The 14,552-nt window shown below is 65.6% G+C and carries 14 protein-coding genes; 11 read left to right on the top strand and 3 right to left on the bottom strand.

The features are described 5' to 3' along the window. Positions 1-8: 8 nt before the first annotated feature. Together SPHME3_RS0100070 and SPHME3_RS0100065 are read right to left on the bottom strand one after the other, a co-directional pair. Positions 9-584 carry a MucR family transcriptional regulator gene (locus tag SPHME3_RS0100070; RefSeq protein ID WP_018250427.1) on the bottom strand — a complete coding sequence of 192 codons (576 nt, stop codon included), beginning with the start codon at positions 582-584 and terminating at the stop codon, positions 9-11. Next, a complete protein-coding gene (locus SPHME3_RS0100065) occupies positions 574-1,506 on the bottom strand; it encodes a hypothetical protein (protein WP_145957898.1) in 933 nt (310 codons plus the stop codon). The genes SPHME3_RS0100070 and SPHME3_RS0100065 overlap by 11 nt, the downstream gene beginning before the upstream one ends. A 55-nt stretch (positions 1,507-1,561) precedes the next feature. Here SPHME3_RS0100065 and SPHME3_RS0100060 point away from each other — a divergent pair, with 55 nt between their 5' ends. The 5 genes from SPHME3_RS0100060 (at position 1,562) to SPHME3_RS0100040 (ending at position 6,260) form a co-directional block, all read left to right on the top strand. After that, a complete protein-coding gene (locus SPHME3_RS0100060; protein ID WP_018250425.1) occupies positions 1,562-2,137 on the top strand; it encodes a competence protein CoiA family protein in 576 nt (191 codons plus the stop codon). A gap of 18 nt (positions 2,138-2,155) precedes the next feature. After that, positions 2,156-2,638, top strand: a complete 483-nt coding sequence (locus tag SPHME3_RS0100055) for a hypothetical protein (protein WP_018250424.1) — start codon at positions 2,156-2,158, stop codon at positions 2,636-2,638. A gap of 789 nt (positions 2,639-3,427) precedes the next feature. Beyond that, positions 3,428-3,946 (top strand): DUF736 domain-containing protein, encoded by a 519-nt coding sequence (locus SPHME3_RS19900; RefSeq protein WP_018250423.1) that lies wholly within the window; start codon positions 3,428-3,430, stop codon positions 3,944-3,946. Positions 3,947-4,027: 81 nt separating this feature from the next. Then, entirely contained in the window at positions 4,028-5,092 is a 1,065-nt protein-coding gene (locus SPHME3_RS0100045) for a DUF2493 domain-containing protein (protein ID WP_018250422.1), read from the top strand. Positions 5,093-5,678: 586 nt separating this feature from the next. Then, positions 5,679-6,260, top strand: a complete 582-nt coding sequence (locus SPHME3_RS0100040; RefSeq protein WP_018250421.1) for a hypothetical protein — start codon at positions 5,679-5,681, stop codon at positions 6,258-6,260. A gap of 135 nt (positions 6,261-6,395) precedes the next feature. On the opposite strand, the gene SPHME3_RS0100035 is transcribed toward SPHME3_RS0100040, so the two are convergent. Beyond that, on the bottom strand, positions 6,396-6,620 hold the full coding sequence (locus SPHME3_RS0100035; protein ID WP_018250420.1) for a hypothetical protein: 225 nt from the start codon (positions 6,618-6,620) through the stop codon (positions 6,396-6,398). 597 nt (positions 6,621-7,217) lie between these two features. Here SPHME3_RS0100035 and SPHME3_RS0100030 point away from each other — a divergent pair. The 6 genes from SPHME3_RS0100030 to SPHME3_RS19895 form a co-directional block, all read left to right on the top strand. Next, entirely contained in the window at positions 7,218-7,478 is a 261-nt protein-coding gene (locus SPHME3_RS0100030) for a hypothetical protein (protein WP_018250419.1), read from the top strand. Then, the gene (locus SPHME3_RS0100025) at positions 7,465-9,858 is read left to right on the top strand and encodes a type IV secretion system DNA-binding domain-containing protein (protein ID WP_018250418.1); all 2,394 of its coding nucleotides are present in this window, start codon (positions 7,465-7,467) and stop codon (positions 9,856-9,858) included. The genes SPHME3_RS0100030 and SPHME3_RS0100025 overlap by 14 nt, the downstream gene beginning before the upstream one ends. Positions 9,859-9,862: 4 nt before the next feature. Continuing rightward, a complete protein-coding gene (gene mobF, locus SPHME3_RS0100020) occupies positions 9,863-13,345 on the top strand; it encodes a MobF family relaxase (RefSeq protein WP_018250417.1) in 3,483 nt (1,160 codons plus the stop codon). Continuing rightward, entirely contained in the window at positions 13,345-13,665 is a 321-nt protein-coding gene (locus SPHME3_RS0100015; protein ID WP_018250416.1) for a hypothetical protein, read from the top strand. The genes mobF and SPHME3_RS0100015 overlap by 1 nt, the downstream gene beginning before the upstream one ends. Beyond that, positions 13,625-14,356 (top strand): type IV secretion protein, encoded by a 732-nt coding sequence (locus SPHME3_RS0100010; RefSeq protein WP_051076119.1) that lies wholly within the window; start codon positions 13,625-13,627, stop codon positions 14,354-14,356. Before SPHME3_RS0100015 ends, SPHME3_RS0100010 begins: the two co-directional genes overlap by 41 nt. Continuing rightward, on the top strand, positions 14,353-14,552 hold a 200-nt coding region (locus SPHME3_RS19895; protein ID WP_037476419.1), incomplete at its 3' end, for a hypothetical protein. The genes SPHME3_RS0100010 and SPHME3_RS19895, both read left to right, overlap by 4 nt.

Raw genomic sequence — 14,552 nt, 5'->3', positions numbered from 1 at the left:
GCCGCCGCCTACGACCCGAGGTGCGCCTTTGCCGCCGCGATCCCCAGCTTGCGCCCGCGACGCGGCCTCTCCGCCGATCCCTCCGGCCCGCCATCCGACACCTCTGCCGTCCCGACCGCTTCCGCTTCGGCCTGGCGCGGCTTGCGACCCAGCCCGATCTTCTTCGCCATGTCCCGGCGCGCCTCGCTATAATCCGGCGCCACCATCGGATAATCCGCCTTCAGCCCGTACCGCTGGCGATACTGCTCCGGCGTCAGACCATGACCCTTCAAATGACGACGCAGCGTCTTGTACGGCTTCCCGTCGATCATGCTGATGATCGCATCGCTCCGCGCCAGCGACTTGCGCACCGACACCGCCGGCGCATACGCCTGCGGCGCTTCTGTCGCATCGCCCGTTCCCGTCACGCTCCCCGATGCCTCCAGCGCGCTCACCGCCTCGTGCATCCGCTGCAGAAACACCGGCACATCCTCGCTCGACACCCGCGTGTTCGGGTTCGACAACCACGCAATCGTCAATTCCGTCGCCAGCTCGACCGGATCATTCTGCGCAACCATCGACATCTTCTCACCGCTATCGTTCATAAAGCCACCTGCCTTCCCCCGTTGTATGATCGAACGAGAACAGATGTTCCATCGGATTGGACCGGCACTCCCCGACAATCCGTCCCTTGAACCCATGACGTCCATGCTCGAGATCAACAAGATCCCCGCAGATCGGGCAACTCGCCTCATACCCATACAACCGGAACAACGGGCGACCGTCACTCCTTGCCCGGGTATGAATTACGCCAAACTTCCCGTCCCCCCTCACATACGGCCATTCCACTCGCCATGCCTGGTTCACCGGCAGGCTCAACCTGTGGAACACCACCCACACCAGATTGGCGAATATGGCCATTGACAGCACCACCAACCACGCGTTCGCCGTGAACAACCCATGGTAAAACCCATAGAGCGACAGGAAGAACGGCACCGTTACCAACAACGTCGGGTAAACACCCGGGGCCGACCACCGGCTACGCGACGGCAACCGACCGTAAATTAGCCGACCCAGCCACGTCATCTCGACCGGCCTCTCCGTATACACGATCCCACTGGCATCGGGTGCCGGTTCAGGCGGCACCTCGAACGACAGCCATAGCGCTGAGCGCCCGCTATGATGCACCTGCATCACCTGGTCCGCCCCATGCTGCTCCCGCAATCGGCCCGAAATCACCCGTAGCCGCTTCGCCAGATCCGTCATCGACCGAAACTCGGGCACGCCCGGCAACCGGCGGACCTCGTTCCACGAATACGTCCGACCGAAATCCTCCAGCAGATCGTTGAGCACCGCGCCCGCCGCGGCCTCGATCGCCACCACCGCCCTGCTCGACTGGTGATCCCGTACCCATGCCTCGATCGCTGACCGGGTCGCCTCGGACGGCTCGCGCGATGGCGCAACCAGCGCCGCTACGACGCTTCCCGGCTCCTGCATTCTCTCGTTGCAACTGTCGTCAATAGACACGGACCCACCCCCCGGCGCGGCTTCGATGGACCATCAAGCCCTATCGGAACCTGCAATGAAAGCCCTCCCGCAGCGCCAGCTCGCCATCCCCTTCGTGCTCGATCGACACCACCGCCATCACGACGTCGATACCCTCAACCTCCGCGACATCCACGCCTTGCCCGATGGCCGACACGCCTTCCGATGCGCAGCCTGCCTCGAACCCGTCGGCGTGCGCGCCGGCGTCATCCGCCAACCCTTCTTCGCCCACTTCCCCGATGACGACGCCACACCACCCTGCCCCTGGCGGACGAATATCACACCCGCCGCCTTCCACGGCCGCAACCCCACCGGAGACGACGGCAAATGGCACATCGATGCCCAATGCCAGATCATGACCATCCTCGAAGCCATGGGCTGCCACCCCGCTCGCAACGCTTCGGCTCATACACCATCGGGCCTCCGTAAACCCGACATCGCCGTCACCATCGATCGCCAGTTGGTCCACTTCGAGGTCCAGGCCTCTCCCACCAGCGCCTGGTGCGCGGAACGGCGGATCGACCGCGACCATGACCACCGCGCCGTCACGATCTGGATCGTCAGCGCCGATGCCTTCGACACCGCCGTCGATGCCGGTACGCTACCGACATAGGTCGACACCCTCGCCGCCATGGGCAACGGGCAGATCTGGCTCTGGAATGACGACTGCTACAACAAATCACGCAACGCCGGTCGGCTCAACATGCTCCGATCCACCATCGACAAACCCGGGACAATCGAACCCGCGTCGTTCCCGGATGATCTGCCGCGCCTCTTGCCCGTCGCCGTCCGACGATCGCACGCAGGTCGAACCCGCCTGCAATATCCCAACTGTGTCCCGATCGACGATCGCGGTCGCGATAACCTCTCCCATCTCCGTAGAATGCTTGCCGACGAGCTGAAGATAATCGCCGATCGGCTCGGCCAGTCATTCCGATTCAACTATGCGATAGCCTGCATCAACACCCCCGTCCCCTCCTACCGTATCGCCGACGGTGAACGTCATGATGATCTCCGGCGATGGTTCGACCGGCAACCGCGACTTCACCTCGCCACCATCAATGAACCGACAGCCTCGGGGCCACCCCGCCCGATGGGCGGGGCCGGGCTCTAGTCGGCTAAAGCCGACCGGAGCCACGCTGAAGCGCGTCTCCGCCCCTTGCGGGGTCACGATCCCTTGTCCGGGGTTTCCGCCCCCTACGGGCCTCCTGCGCGCCTCCACGGGCATGATGACGCACCAGCCTCTTCCACCCTGAACGTCACACCCAGATCCACGCGCATCGCCAGCAGCCTGCGGCTGTGGAATCATGCGCTGGCGCGCATGATGATTGTTCGTGGGGCCAATGATCTCATCGCACCCTTCGCCGCCTCTCAGTGTCTCCGCGTTGCAGACCCGCCCGCCGGGGTCGGCGTCGCGATGGTATTGCCAGCAAGGCTGGCAATGCTTTTGTTTGTTTGAAGACGCCTCAACAAGAATACCGGACCGCTGATGGATTGTCCGCGATGCGGACAATGCTTTTTGCTGATTGGTCCTACGGTTTCCACCGCTAAAGCGGCGGAGCCTCCGTCATTCATGTTGACCCCGCCGACCGTGCCTGCGCCTTGAGCCCCTGCGAGGACGGCTCCGGGTGCGATGAGATCACAGGCCGGGGCTACGCCCCCCGAACATCGTTCCTGTTCATCTGAATTGCTCGCTACCGCGATCAATGCTTCTTTGTTTGTTTGTTTACGCTTGCTGGACGCAAGCTCTTTAGATGCTCGGACTCACCGTGTACGATAACTTGGTGTCAAGAAATCAATGCGCTTCAATACTTGGGGGGGAGGGGGTAAAAGAAAGATGTCGGGAGGGGAAAGGCCCCAAGCCCTGGCAAAGAGGGGGAACGGCCCCCACGGAGTAAGTCACATGAACATCGGTTCCTTCAAGAGCACCAACGGCCAGCTTCTCGGTTCGATCGCCACCGCGCACATCGACCTTCCCCGCCTTGGCCTTCGCCCGGTCGAGAGCGACAGCGACAAGGCACCCGCGTTCGAAATCATGGCGCTGAACGTCGCGCGCCGCTGGGTGCAGATCGGCGCTTTGTGGGAGCAGACCAGCAATTCGAGCGGCGAGGTTTTCTATCAGGGACGTTTCGACGACCCCAGCCTCACCGCCCCGGTTCAAGTCATGCTTTTCCGCACCGACGACGAAACCGAAACCTACAACGTCGTATGGAACCGCCCGCTGCCCCGCCGCGAGAACCTCAACGGCAGCCGTCAGGGACGCGGACGCCGCACCATCGATGACGGTTTCGGCACCGGCAACGCCGACGCCAACGGCCAGATGGTCGAGGAAGGCGCAACCGACGCCGACGCCATCCCGCCGATGACGCCGACCCGCCGCCGCAAGAGCGAGACGACCGCCGACGAGACGGTCGCCGCCTAAGACCACCGAACGGACGGGGGGAAGCGACTGAAACGCTCCCCCCGGTCCTAAGACGCCAACCCTGCCAGAGAGTATGAACCAATGACCAAGCAAACGCCCTCCCGCCGCTATACCAGCCTTTCGCAGCTTGGCGAAGCCATGGGATCGACCCCGGGGGAAATCGCCGCGCAGGACCGCGCCGACGCCATCCGCGAGGAAATCGCCAACGACACCACCAGCGACAGTTTCAACGCCGCGTTCGGCGACGTCGGCGCATGGTCGATCATGGGTCCGGGCGAGATCGCCCAGCAACTCGACATGCCCGAACCCGCCGAAGCGCAATTCGATTGCCGCGCGATCATGGCGACCCTGTTCGACCTCTTTGCCGATACCCGGCTTGAGACGAGCGCCCAAGCCATCGCATGGGGTTTCGTCAATTCGTTCCACTACGAGGCGCAGAAACTGGCGCGCGAGGAAGACACGCTGGCCCGCGACTTGGGCGAGATGGCCCGCCGCCCCGATCCGTCAGAGATTTACGCCGTCGAACTGGAGGAAATGCAGCTACGCACCCAAACCAAGATGGAGCAGCGCGCCGCCATCGAATGTATGCGCGCCTATGCCGCCGATTGCTACCATGCCCACACCGGGCAACCGTGGAGCAGCGCGCGCGGCTCCGTCGTTTCCAGCGCCACCACCGCCAGCCAGATCGACAGCCTCGACTTTCTCAAGGCGCGCGCCGAGGCGATCCGCGAAAAGCGCAACCCGACCGGCCCCATCGTCGTCTTTTCGGGCGGTCAGGAATGGCACGACTTCCAGATGCTTTACGACCGCCTAGACGCGATCAAGGCGCGCGTTCCCCACATGACGCTTTGCACGTCCGGCCAGCGCAAGGGATGCGACCTTATCGCCGCCTCTTGGGCCGCGAGCCGCAAGGTTCCGCTAGTCGCCTTCGCGCCCAACGTCCGCCGCTACGCGGCAGCCGCAGGCTTTCGCCGCAACGACCAGCTTGTCGCCCTCGCGCCGGTCGAAGCCATCGTGTGTCAGGGAACCGGCATCCAGTCGGGCTTGCTGGACGAACTGAAAAAGGCAGGCGTTCCGACCCAAGCCTATCGCATTTCCGATCAGGGACCGGCCCCCGCCGCAACCAAGCGCGCGGCTTGGGGTTGACCCTCTAGGGACGGCGCACCCCCCCCTGCGTCGTCCCGCCCACCCGTTCCCTTGGCAGGGATGACTAGGCCAGCCCCGGACGCTCCCGCCGGGGCTGGCCGCTTGTCGCCACCGGCGCTTTGTGGGGGGAACCCTACAGGTTCCCCCCACGCCAGGCGAGCGGACGCGCGGCCGCCCTGGCGCGGCCCCGACGGGCCGCGCGCGGACACCCGCACGCCCGCTCGCCTTCCCCCTTCCGGTAATGCGCTGCCGCCGCCTTTCCCGGCCCGCCCGACCAGCTCGCCAGCGCCGGAGAATGCCGCGTGCCGGGAAAGCGCGGTCGCGGGCATCGAGCCCGCGCCCGCGCTGCTGCCGCGCGACTGTCCGATGCGGTATCGAGTACCGCTGAACAGGAACCCATTTTGTTGGCGGGGAAGCGCCGGGCCGGGCATCGAACCCGGCCCGGCGCTGCTGCCGCTGGCAGATCCTTGACGTCACCTCGCACGATGTCGGCCATGCCACCCCTGCCGACCAGCGACGTGCCCGTCGCACGGCATGTTGGAGAGGAGCGGGAACGGGAAGAGCGGTTCCAACGAAGGAGGTCGAGATGACCATCACGTTCCGCATCGATGACGGCCATGACGTACACGCCGTCCCGCCCGCCGAAATCACCCGCGACCAGCTATCCGTCCTGTGCGATTACCTGCGCGCCCAATCCGAGCGTCTCGGCTACCCGCTTATCGCCCACGAATGGGGCACGACCGATGAACCGGAGTTCGCGTTCGAGGCGCGCGTCTGCCCCCTTCCGCTCGCTTCGCTCAGCGCCATCCTCGACCACGGCGAAGCCGCGATCGCCGTCCTCGACGAAGCCCAATTCGCCGCGCGGCGCATCCGCGTGCGGCGCGAGGAGAATATCGGGCTGGTGATGATCGAGGTCGCATGGACCCATGACAGCGCACCAGCGCTCAACGTCGCCAATGGCAATGCCTATGCCCTGCTTGAAAGCCTCGGCCTCGATGCCGAGTCCTTCGGCGAAATCCCGCTTGCCGAACTGCGCCGGCGTCTCACCGATCCGGTGATCCACGACCGCCTTACCGCCGACCCCCATCTGTCGCGCTACCTGCCCTCGCTGGTCGCCATGGCCCGGACGAAAACCAATCCGCCTGACGCCAGTCTCGCATGGGCATGAACGCCCTGCCAAACCCCGACTAACCCGTCTTCATTCCGACCCGATACGGGGCGCGCGGCTTCGCCGACGCGCCCCTTTTTTTGCCTGACACCTTTGGAGAACCGACCGGCTACGCGCCGATGGTCCCGGCCGGCTTCAGGCTGACGCCTTCAGCCGCTTCTCGACTTCTTCGACGCCTAGCGTCTTCACCACCCTCATCAAGCCATCGAGCCGGTCGAGCGGCAGCTTGAGCAACCCCGCTTTCTCGACCGACTGGATCGCGGCCTCCCGCAACCTGCCCTGATGCGCCTTGCGACGCTCCGACAGCTTGCGTTCCTCGGCCTCGATCGCGGCCAGTTCGGCGTCCAGTGACTTTGCCATTTCCATCGTCCTTTTCGTCAGGCTGATCGGGCTCTGAACACAGCCACTCTACCCCCGACAATTCACAACGCCAAGCAGCCTCTCGGACCCCAGCGAAAGACCCCACGATGATATCGGCCGACGCCATAAACCCCGGCGTGCGAAGCACGCCATCCAGCACCCATTTCCGCCTCACGTCGGACCCGATCCTCGGTGAAACCGGGACACGGCCCGGAGCTACCCGGAGCACCAACCAGCACCGATACAGCACGGAGGATATGGGACTACAGTAGTGCACACCGTACGCACGTTGTGCCTAGTAAAAAGCCAACAAAAACAATGGCCTACACATTTTCGATGGTAGGCCACAGTGCGGCACGCACGTGCCGCGATGTGCTACATTTTGTGCCGCCTCGTGGCACATGGAAATAATGAAGCTGCTGCAATGGTTTATACGTGCCGCGATGCGGCACATTGAATATTTGCGGCACATTGCGGCACATAGCCGTTGCGCCACTCTAAGACGGATGATACAAACCATTCGCTCGCTTTGAATCCCACCAGCTCCCCTGCAAGGAGGCTGGTTTGCGGAACAGTTCTCACCACTGTACCATCAGAATGACGTCGGAGAAGTTCTCCGAGATTTCTGAGGTGGCCAGATCAAAGGAATGCACCCCTTCGGAAATTATCCGAAGGGCTGTCGACCTCTATCTCTATAGCCAGAGCTTAGTCACGGAGAGCCAGCTTCGGTTGGTGCGTGTGGGCGAGTATTCACAGCTCGCGCTCGACACGATCATCTGCGAACAATTCCCCGATTTCCGGGACAAGATCGTCGCCGCTACCGACAAGCGGATGAAGCGTTATCATGGCCAGGACTGACATCCGCAGCGATGGCCGTCCGGTCCATCTGGCGCATGCCTCTGCGCGCGGCGAACGCCCCCGCAACTCGGGCAACTTCACCCGCGGTTCGCAGCTTCTCGACGCCTCCGTCCGCATGTGGATGCAGGGCGCGAAGATGCCGTTCCTGATCTGGATCGGCACCTTCCTCATAGCCTACACCATCATCCTCTCGGTCCGGCTCAACGAGAACAATTTTCAGCTCATCTCGATGCGCATCCTGTCGTCGCTATGGGACTGGGTGGCGCTCGACAATCTCAAGAAGGTCAACCTGCGGATGCCCGATAATTCGGTGCATTCGACCGTCATGGGATATGTCCCCTACGTTCCCGAAGTGGCGCGTGCCTGGACCAAGGCGGTACGCGGCTTCATCGGCTCGGCGCTGCTCGCCACGTTCGTCGCGATCCCGCTGTCGATCTGGTACTTCTCCTTCTCCTCGCGTCGCGGCAAGGCGATGATGGAGGACCGCCATGAGCGCGGCGCGATGCTCGTACCCCGCGACATGCTCTACAAGGAGATATCCGCTTTCAACCTCGACGGCTTCCGCAAGGATGCCGCGACCTTCTTCCCCGACGTCGATCCGGGTGTCGTCCTGAAGAAGCCGTTCGCCGAGCGCAAAGCCGCCGGCATCCACCACCCCTATTCGATCGCCGGCATCCCCTATCCGCACCGGCTCGAACAATCGCACACGATGCTCATCGGCACGACCGGATCGGGCAAGACCACCGCGCTTAGGGCACTCCTCAAACAGATGCGTGAGCGCCAGGACAGCGCCGTCGTCTTCGACCTCACCGGCGCCTATGCAGAGGCGTTCTACGATGCCGACCGCGATACCATCCTCAACCCGCTCGACGCACGCTGCCCGTCGTGGTCGGTGTTCGATGATTGCCGCACGCAGAGCGAACTGACCGCAGCCGCTGCCGCACTCATTCCATCGGACGGCGGGTCGTCAGATCCCTTCTGGGTACTCGCCGCGCGTACCCTGTTCATCGAGATGTGCCTGAAGCTCATCGAGAACGGTCAGGCGACCAACCGGGCGCTCGCCGAGAACCTGATGACCGCCGACCTCAAGCACGTCCACCGTTACCTCAAAGAGACCATCGCCGACCCGCTCACCGCGCCCGAAGCCGCCCGCATGGCCGAGGCGATCCGCGCCGTCTACAACACCAACGCCAAGGCGCTCCTGCTGCTGCCCGAAGACGAGCAACGCTTCTCGATCAAGCAGTGGATCACGTCCGAAAAGAAGCCCGGTTCGATCCTCTTCATCACCTGCTCGTACACCGACCTCGAGATGAACCGGACGCTGCTGACGCTCTGGACCAACCTTGCCGTCCATTCGCTCATGACCATGCCGCACACGCGCTCGCTGCGCACCTGGTTCATGTTCGACGAGATCGGCGCGCTCCACCGCCTGCCCGCGATCGAACAGGGCTTGCAGACCGCGCGCAACTATGGCGGCGCGATCATCCTCGGTATCCACTCCTTCGACAAGCTGGTGCAGGTTTACGGCGAGGAAAATGCCCGCAACCTGTCCTCGCTGGCGCGCACCAAACTGATCCTCGCTGCCGCCGACCTCGACACCGCCGAGCAATGCGCGCGCTACATCGGCAACCGCGAGATCCGCCAGATGGATGAAGGCTATAGCTACGGCTATAATTCGACCCGCGATGCCTCGACGCTGACCCCGCGCACCCAGATCGAGGCGCTGGTCATCCCCGACGACATCACCAACCTTCCCGCCATGCACGGGTACATCAAGTTCCCCGAAGGCTTTCCCGCCGCGCGCATCCGTCTCGAATGGCAGCATTACCCGCGTGTCGCCGACGGCTTCGTGAAGCGCCGTCCGGCTGCGCCGGACGATGAGGCCAGACGCGGAAAGAAGGGGGGCGTGGGCAAACCGGCGCAAGAGGACGGGCGGGACAGCAACCCGCAGCCGGGTCAGGCGGAACCCAAACCACGCAACCCCAACGCGGCGCTGGCGGACGGCATCCTCTCCGCTCCGACCGAAGGCCAGATCGAGGCCCGCGAGCAGGCGCAGCGCGAAGCCGCCCAGCGGCTCGATCCGGGCGACCCCAATGCCACCCCAGACGCCAAGAGTGCGCAGGGTCAGACACAGGGGCAATCCGGTGGCAAGGTCGTCATGCTCCAAGACCTGCGCGATGCCCGTGAGCGCGCAGCCGGGGATGTTCGTGCCGACACGCCCCAAGCTACGCGCGATGCCTCATCCGGCGCGCCGACGCCCCCGCCGCAGCGCGAGGACCAGACCATCGTCGAGGTCCGCCAGGACTTCAGCGCCGGCGACCATCACCATCACCATCATCACCCCGATATCGATCGCGATGATGGGCTGAGCATGGACTGATCCCATGCACTCGATCGCATCCGTCCGCTCGGCGTCCGGCGCCTCCAACTATTTCGCGAAGGACGACTTCACCAACGGCGACTATTACGCGTCCGAGAACGGTGAGGTTAGCCAGTGGGGCGGCCAGGGCGCGGCCGACGCCGGCCTGTCGGGTCCGGTCGACAAGGCGGCCTTCGAGCGCGCGCTGAACGGTGAGCTGCCGTCTGGCGAAAAGGTCGGCCAGGTCGAGAACCGCCGCGCCGGCTTCGACCTCACCTTCTCGGCCCCCAAATCGGTGTCGTTGATGGCCTATGTCGCCGGCGACAAGCGGATCCTCGGGCCGGACGGCGTGCAGATGCAGGCGGTCCGCCAGACCATGGCGTGGATCGAGAAGAACCTCGCCGAGACCCGCAAGGACATCGGCGGCAAGAAGGTGCCCGTCCAGACCGGCAACCTCGTCTACGCCCTCTTCCAGCACGACACGAGCCGCGCCCTCGACCCGCAGGCGCACGTCCACGCGATCGTCGCCAACATGACCCGCATGGCCAACGGCAAGTGGCAGTCGCTCCACGCCGACCGCATCTGGGCCAACAACACCGTCATCGGCGCGGTCTATCACGCATACCTGCGCGCCGGCATGGAGAAGATCGGCTTCCAGGTCGAAACCGGCGGCAAGCACGGCACCTTCGAGATCACCGGCGTACCGCAAAAGGTCATCGACGCCTTCAGCCAGCGCCGCGCCGACATTCTCGCGGCTGCCGAGAAGCTCGGGATCAGGAGCACGCAAGGGTTGCGCGAGGTGACCGCGCGCACCCGCGATCCCAAACTCGGCCACGACAATCGCGACACCTTGCGCAAGGACTGGATCGACAAGGCGGCAGCCCTCGGCTTCGACGGCAAGGACCTGCTCTCGGCGGCCGAGCGCCTCGCGCGCGCGCAGGACCATGACGCAAGCCGCAGCCCGCTCGAGCGCGGCGCCGACGCGATCCGCGGCGCCGTCGCCTCCGCCCGCGAGATCCTCGGCCATTACCTCGCCACCCCCGATCCGCTGGTCGACGGGAGCATCGCCCGCATCGCCGGCACCCCCGCCGATGCCCGCGCGCAGTTCGCCGTCGCCTCGGCGGTGCGCATCCTCGCTACCCGCGAAGCCGCCTTCGACGTCCACCGCCTCGCCAAGCAGGCGCTCGACCTCGGCATGAAGGGCGTTACCATCGAGCATGTCGAGCGCCGCATCGAGCGGCTCGCCGCGACCGGCCGCCTCATCCCCGGCCAGGTCCGCGAGCATGACACCAGCTACCGCATGGTCACCACCCCGGAATCGCTCGCCACCGAGGAACGCATCCTCGCCGCAATCGACAAGGGCCGCGATACCATCGCCCCCATCGTCGCCCCCGATACCGCGCCGACGCTCCTCCAGGCGGCCTCGCCGCACGACCTCAACGCCGGCCAGCTCGCCGCCGCCACCCTCATCGTCTCGGGCACCGACCGTATCGCCTTCGTCCAGGGCGTCGCCGGCGCTGGCAAGTCGACCGTCCTCGAGGCGGCCGCCCGCACCCTCGAAGGCGAGGGCCGTCGCCTCCACGGCCTTGCCTTCCAGAACAAGATGGTCGCCGACATGAAGACCGGGGCGGGGATCGAGGCACAGACGATCGCCTCGTTCATCTGGCAGGGCGAACGCCACGTCGCCGCCCCCGACACGCCCGCCGCGCAAGCCAGGCGCGACGAGATGAAGAACACCGTCATCGTCATCGACGAGATGTCGATGGTTTCGAACGACGACCTCCTCAAACTCTTCCGCGTCGCCGATGCGCTCGGGGTCGAAGCGATCCGCGGCGTCGGCGACAAGCAGCAGCTCATGCCGATCAATGCCGGCAAGGCGTTCTCGGTCGTCCAGGCGGCCGGCGCGCCGGTCGCCTACATGAACGACAATCTGCGCCAGCGCACCGATACGCTCAAGACCGTCGCCGAACTCGCCAATGTGGGCAAGGCGAGCGCCGCGCTCCGCGTGCTCGGCGACAATGTCGTCGAGGTGCGCCCAGGCGCCGGGACCGACCCCGACAACACCCCCGGCCCCGCCGCGCACGCAGCCGACCTCTGGCTGGCGCTTCCCGCCGACGAGCGCGCCGTCACCGCCGTATTCGCCTCGGGCCGCGAGACACGCGGCGAAATCAACACCCGCATCCAGAACGGCCTCCTCGCCGAGGGGACGCTCAAAGGCCCCGGCCTCGACGTCACCGTCCACGACCGCGTCAGCATGACGCCTGAGGAACTGCGCCACGCGCAAACCTACAAGGTCGGCCAGCAGGTCACCGTCACCGGGCATATCCCGGAGATCGGGCTGCGACGGGGCGGCACCTTCGAGGTTTCGCGGGTCTTTGCGGGCAAGGTCGAGATGCGTCGCGGCAGCGAGCGTATCCGCTTCGTGCCCCAGAAGCTCAACCCGACGATCACCCTTGAACGCCTCCAGATATCCACCCTCGATACCGTGCACCTGCACGAGGGCGAGACGATCCGCTGGACCGACAACGACAAGGACCGCGGCATGCACAATGCCGCGCTCGCGACTGTCACGGCAATCGAGAACGGCCGCGTCACCGTCGAACTCGCCTCGAAAGACACGATCACGCTCGAGCCCGGCGACCCGATGCTCTCGCGCCTGTCGCTCGCCTACGCGCTCAACATGCACATGGCGCAGGGCATCACCGCCGATCGCGGAATCGGGGTCATGCTCTCCCACGAGACCAACCTCTCCAACCAGCGCCTCTTCAACGTCCTCGTCACCCGCGTGCGCGACGCGATCACGCTCGTCACCGACCATACGGAGAAACTGATGCGCCAGCTCGACCGTAACCCCGGCGACAAGACCTCCTCGCTCGAAAGCGTCGGCCGCCTCGTCGTCGACGGACCCGACGCCAGGGCCCGCGCGGCCGACGATGCGCTTACCGCCGCCTTCGATGCGCTCGGAGCGGGTGATGGTGCGGGGTTGCCCGACCATGCGCCCATCCTGCTCGCCGACCTCCCCGATCTGCCGGACCTCCCGCCGATGCCGGCATCCGACACCGACTGGTCGAAGGTCACCATCGACGATGCCGGCAAGAGCGAGCCGTCCGATGCGGGTCGCTCCGACACGGACCGCCAGCCCGCCGACCCCGATGCGGCCGGCATCGACAGGGTGCTGTCAGCGCAGGAGCGCGACGCCATCGCCGATCTGCCCGACCTCGCCGATCTGCCGCCGATGCCCGCTTCCGATACCGACTGGTCGAAGATGGCCATCGACGATGGCGGCCGCGATGCGCTGGATGAGCCGGCACCGGACGGCCTCGGACTGGATGACCTGGGGCTGGGCGACGCGCGCGATGCCGACCGCCACGCCGGACGCGATCCTCTCGCGCACGACGACCTCGGCCATCCGGCCGACGAGCGCGACGACCTCTCCTCGCTGCCACCCATGCCGCCGCGCGATCCCGACCTGCCCCTGCCGGAAAAACGCCTCGGGCTCGATCTGTGATGAAACGCCGCCTCTCCCGCCTCGATGCCCCGCCCCGCGATGCGATCGAGGGCACCTTCCACGCGGCATCATCGCCGTTCCGGCGCCCGCGGAAGGCATCGACGATCCGCCGACAGACCACCGGCCACCTCCATCGGTATCGTCGTCTCACCGGCATCCTGGCGGCGCTGGCCGGCATGTTCACCCTGGCCTGGGCCATCGGCTGCGCGATCATCGGTGCATCGCTTGCCACCCAGGGCGGCACCTTCACCCCTCCCAACCACGAAAGGTCGTCCCGTCATGGGGATCTGCTATCCATTTCGCTTCCGCCGCGATCCTGAACCCGCACGCGCGACGTTGACGATCGCCGCGGCGGACACACTCGATCCTGCAAGCCTCGTGGCGGTGCGCGAGGGCAGCGGGCAGCGGATCGCCATCGTCGGTAGCGGCGAGGCGTGCGCGATGCTTGCCGACCAGTCACGCGATCTCCTGATCGACCCCGCGCGCGGCAATTGGGACTTCTTTGCCGATCATGTCAGCGCCTATGCGCGCGCCTCCGCGATCGAGGCATTTCTGCCCGACGATCCGGCGATCTGCGCAAGCTATACCTGTGCCTCGCGCTTTGTGCTGCTGCGCGCCATCGAACATGCCGGCGACCTGCCCGGCAGCTCCCTTGCCGCCGCACGCGACCTCATCGGCGCTCTGCCCCCCGAAGCCGTCGCCGAGGTCGCCGGTCACGATCCCGCGAACGGCCATGCCTTGCGATGGGCGATGACCGTGCTTGCGGGCGCACGTCAGGCAACCCAGGCGCTCGCGGATCCTGATCCGTATCTCCCCCGGGTCTCGATCACGCGCTGGCTTGCCGGTCCCGCATCGATCGCGCTGTTCGTGCAGACTGACCCGAACCGATCGTGTCGCGAGGTCGATGCCATCGTCGCCGCGCTCCACGACCAGGCGATGCTGCGCCATTTCGAGGTGGCCGACACCGGCGCAGCCGTTCCAGCCCCCGCCAGCACGGCGGTTGCATCGTGAGCGACCATATCAACCTCCACCGCGGCGATCTCGAAAGCGCCCGGCTGTCGCGCGATCATGCCGACCGATTGCGCCGTTCGGTCACCGAACTGCGGCCCCTTGCTCATGCCTTCGCGCTCTATGACGGTCGCGCCTACGATCCGAACGCCGCGATCCCGACGCTGCGCTCGGTGCTCGATCGTTGGATCGCCGAGCA

Source organism: Sphingomonas melonis DAPP-PG 224, assembly GCF_000379045.1.
Taxonomy (GTDB): Bacteria; Pseudomonadota; Alphaproteobacteria; order Sphingomonadales; family Sphingomonadaceae; genus Sphingomonas; species Sphingomonas aquatilis.
This window is presented reverse-complemented; position numbering and strand designations above follow the sequence as displayed.

Coding starts and splice junctions, on each gene's coding strand:
- SPHME3_RS0100045 (WP_018250422.1), top strand. CDS start 4,028: ATGACCAAGCAAACGCCCTCCCGCCGCTATACCAGCCTTTCGCAGCTT.
- mobF (WP_018250417.1), top strand. CDS start 9,863: ATGCACTCGATCGCATCCGTCCGCTCGGCGTCCGGCGCCTCCAACTAT.
- SPHME3_RS19900 (WP_018250423.1), top strand. CDS start 3,428: ATGAACATCGGTTCCTTCAAGAGCACCAACGGCCAGCTTCTCGGTTCG.
- SPHME3_RS0100035 (WP_018250420.1), bottom strand. CDS start 6,620: ATGGCAAAGTCACTGGACGCCGAACTGGCCGCGATCGAGGCCGAGGAA.
- SPHME3_RS0100030 (WP_018250419.1), top strand. CDS start 7,218: ATGACGTCGGAGAAGTTCTCCGAGATTTCTGAGGTGGCCAGATCAAAG.
- SPHME3_RS0100040 (WP_018250421.1), top strand. CDS start 5,679: ATGACCATCACGTTCCGCATCGATGACGGCCATGACGTACACGCCGTC.
- SPHME3_RS0100025 (WP_018250418.1), top strand. CDS start 7,465: ATGGCCAGGACTGACATCCGCAGCGATGGCCGTCCGGTCCATCTGGCG.
- SPHME3_RS0100055 (WP_018250424.1), top strand. CDS start 2,156: ATGGGCAACGGGCAGATCTGGCTCTGGAATGACGACTGCTACAACAAA.
- SPHME3_RS0100060 (WP_018250425.1), top strand. CDS start 1,562: ATGAAAGCCCTCCCGCAGCGCCAGCTCGCCATCCCCTTCGTGCTCGAT.
- SPHME3_RS0100010 (WP_051076119.1), top strand. CDS start 13,625: ATGGGGATCTGCTATCCATTTCGCTTCCGCCGCGATCCTGAACCCGCA.
- SPHME3_RS0100015 (WP_018250416.1), top strand. CDS start 13,345: ATGAAACGCCGCCTCTCCCGCCTCGATGCCCCGCCCCGCGATGCGATC.
- SPHME3_RS0100070 (WP_018250427.1), bottom strand. CDS start 584: ATGAACGATAGCGGTGAGAAGATGTCGATGGTTGCGCAGAATGATCCG.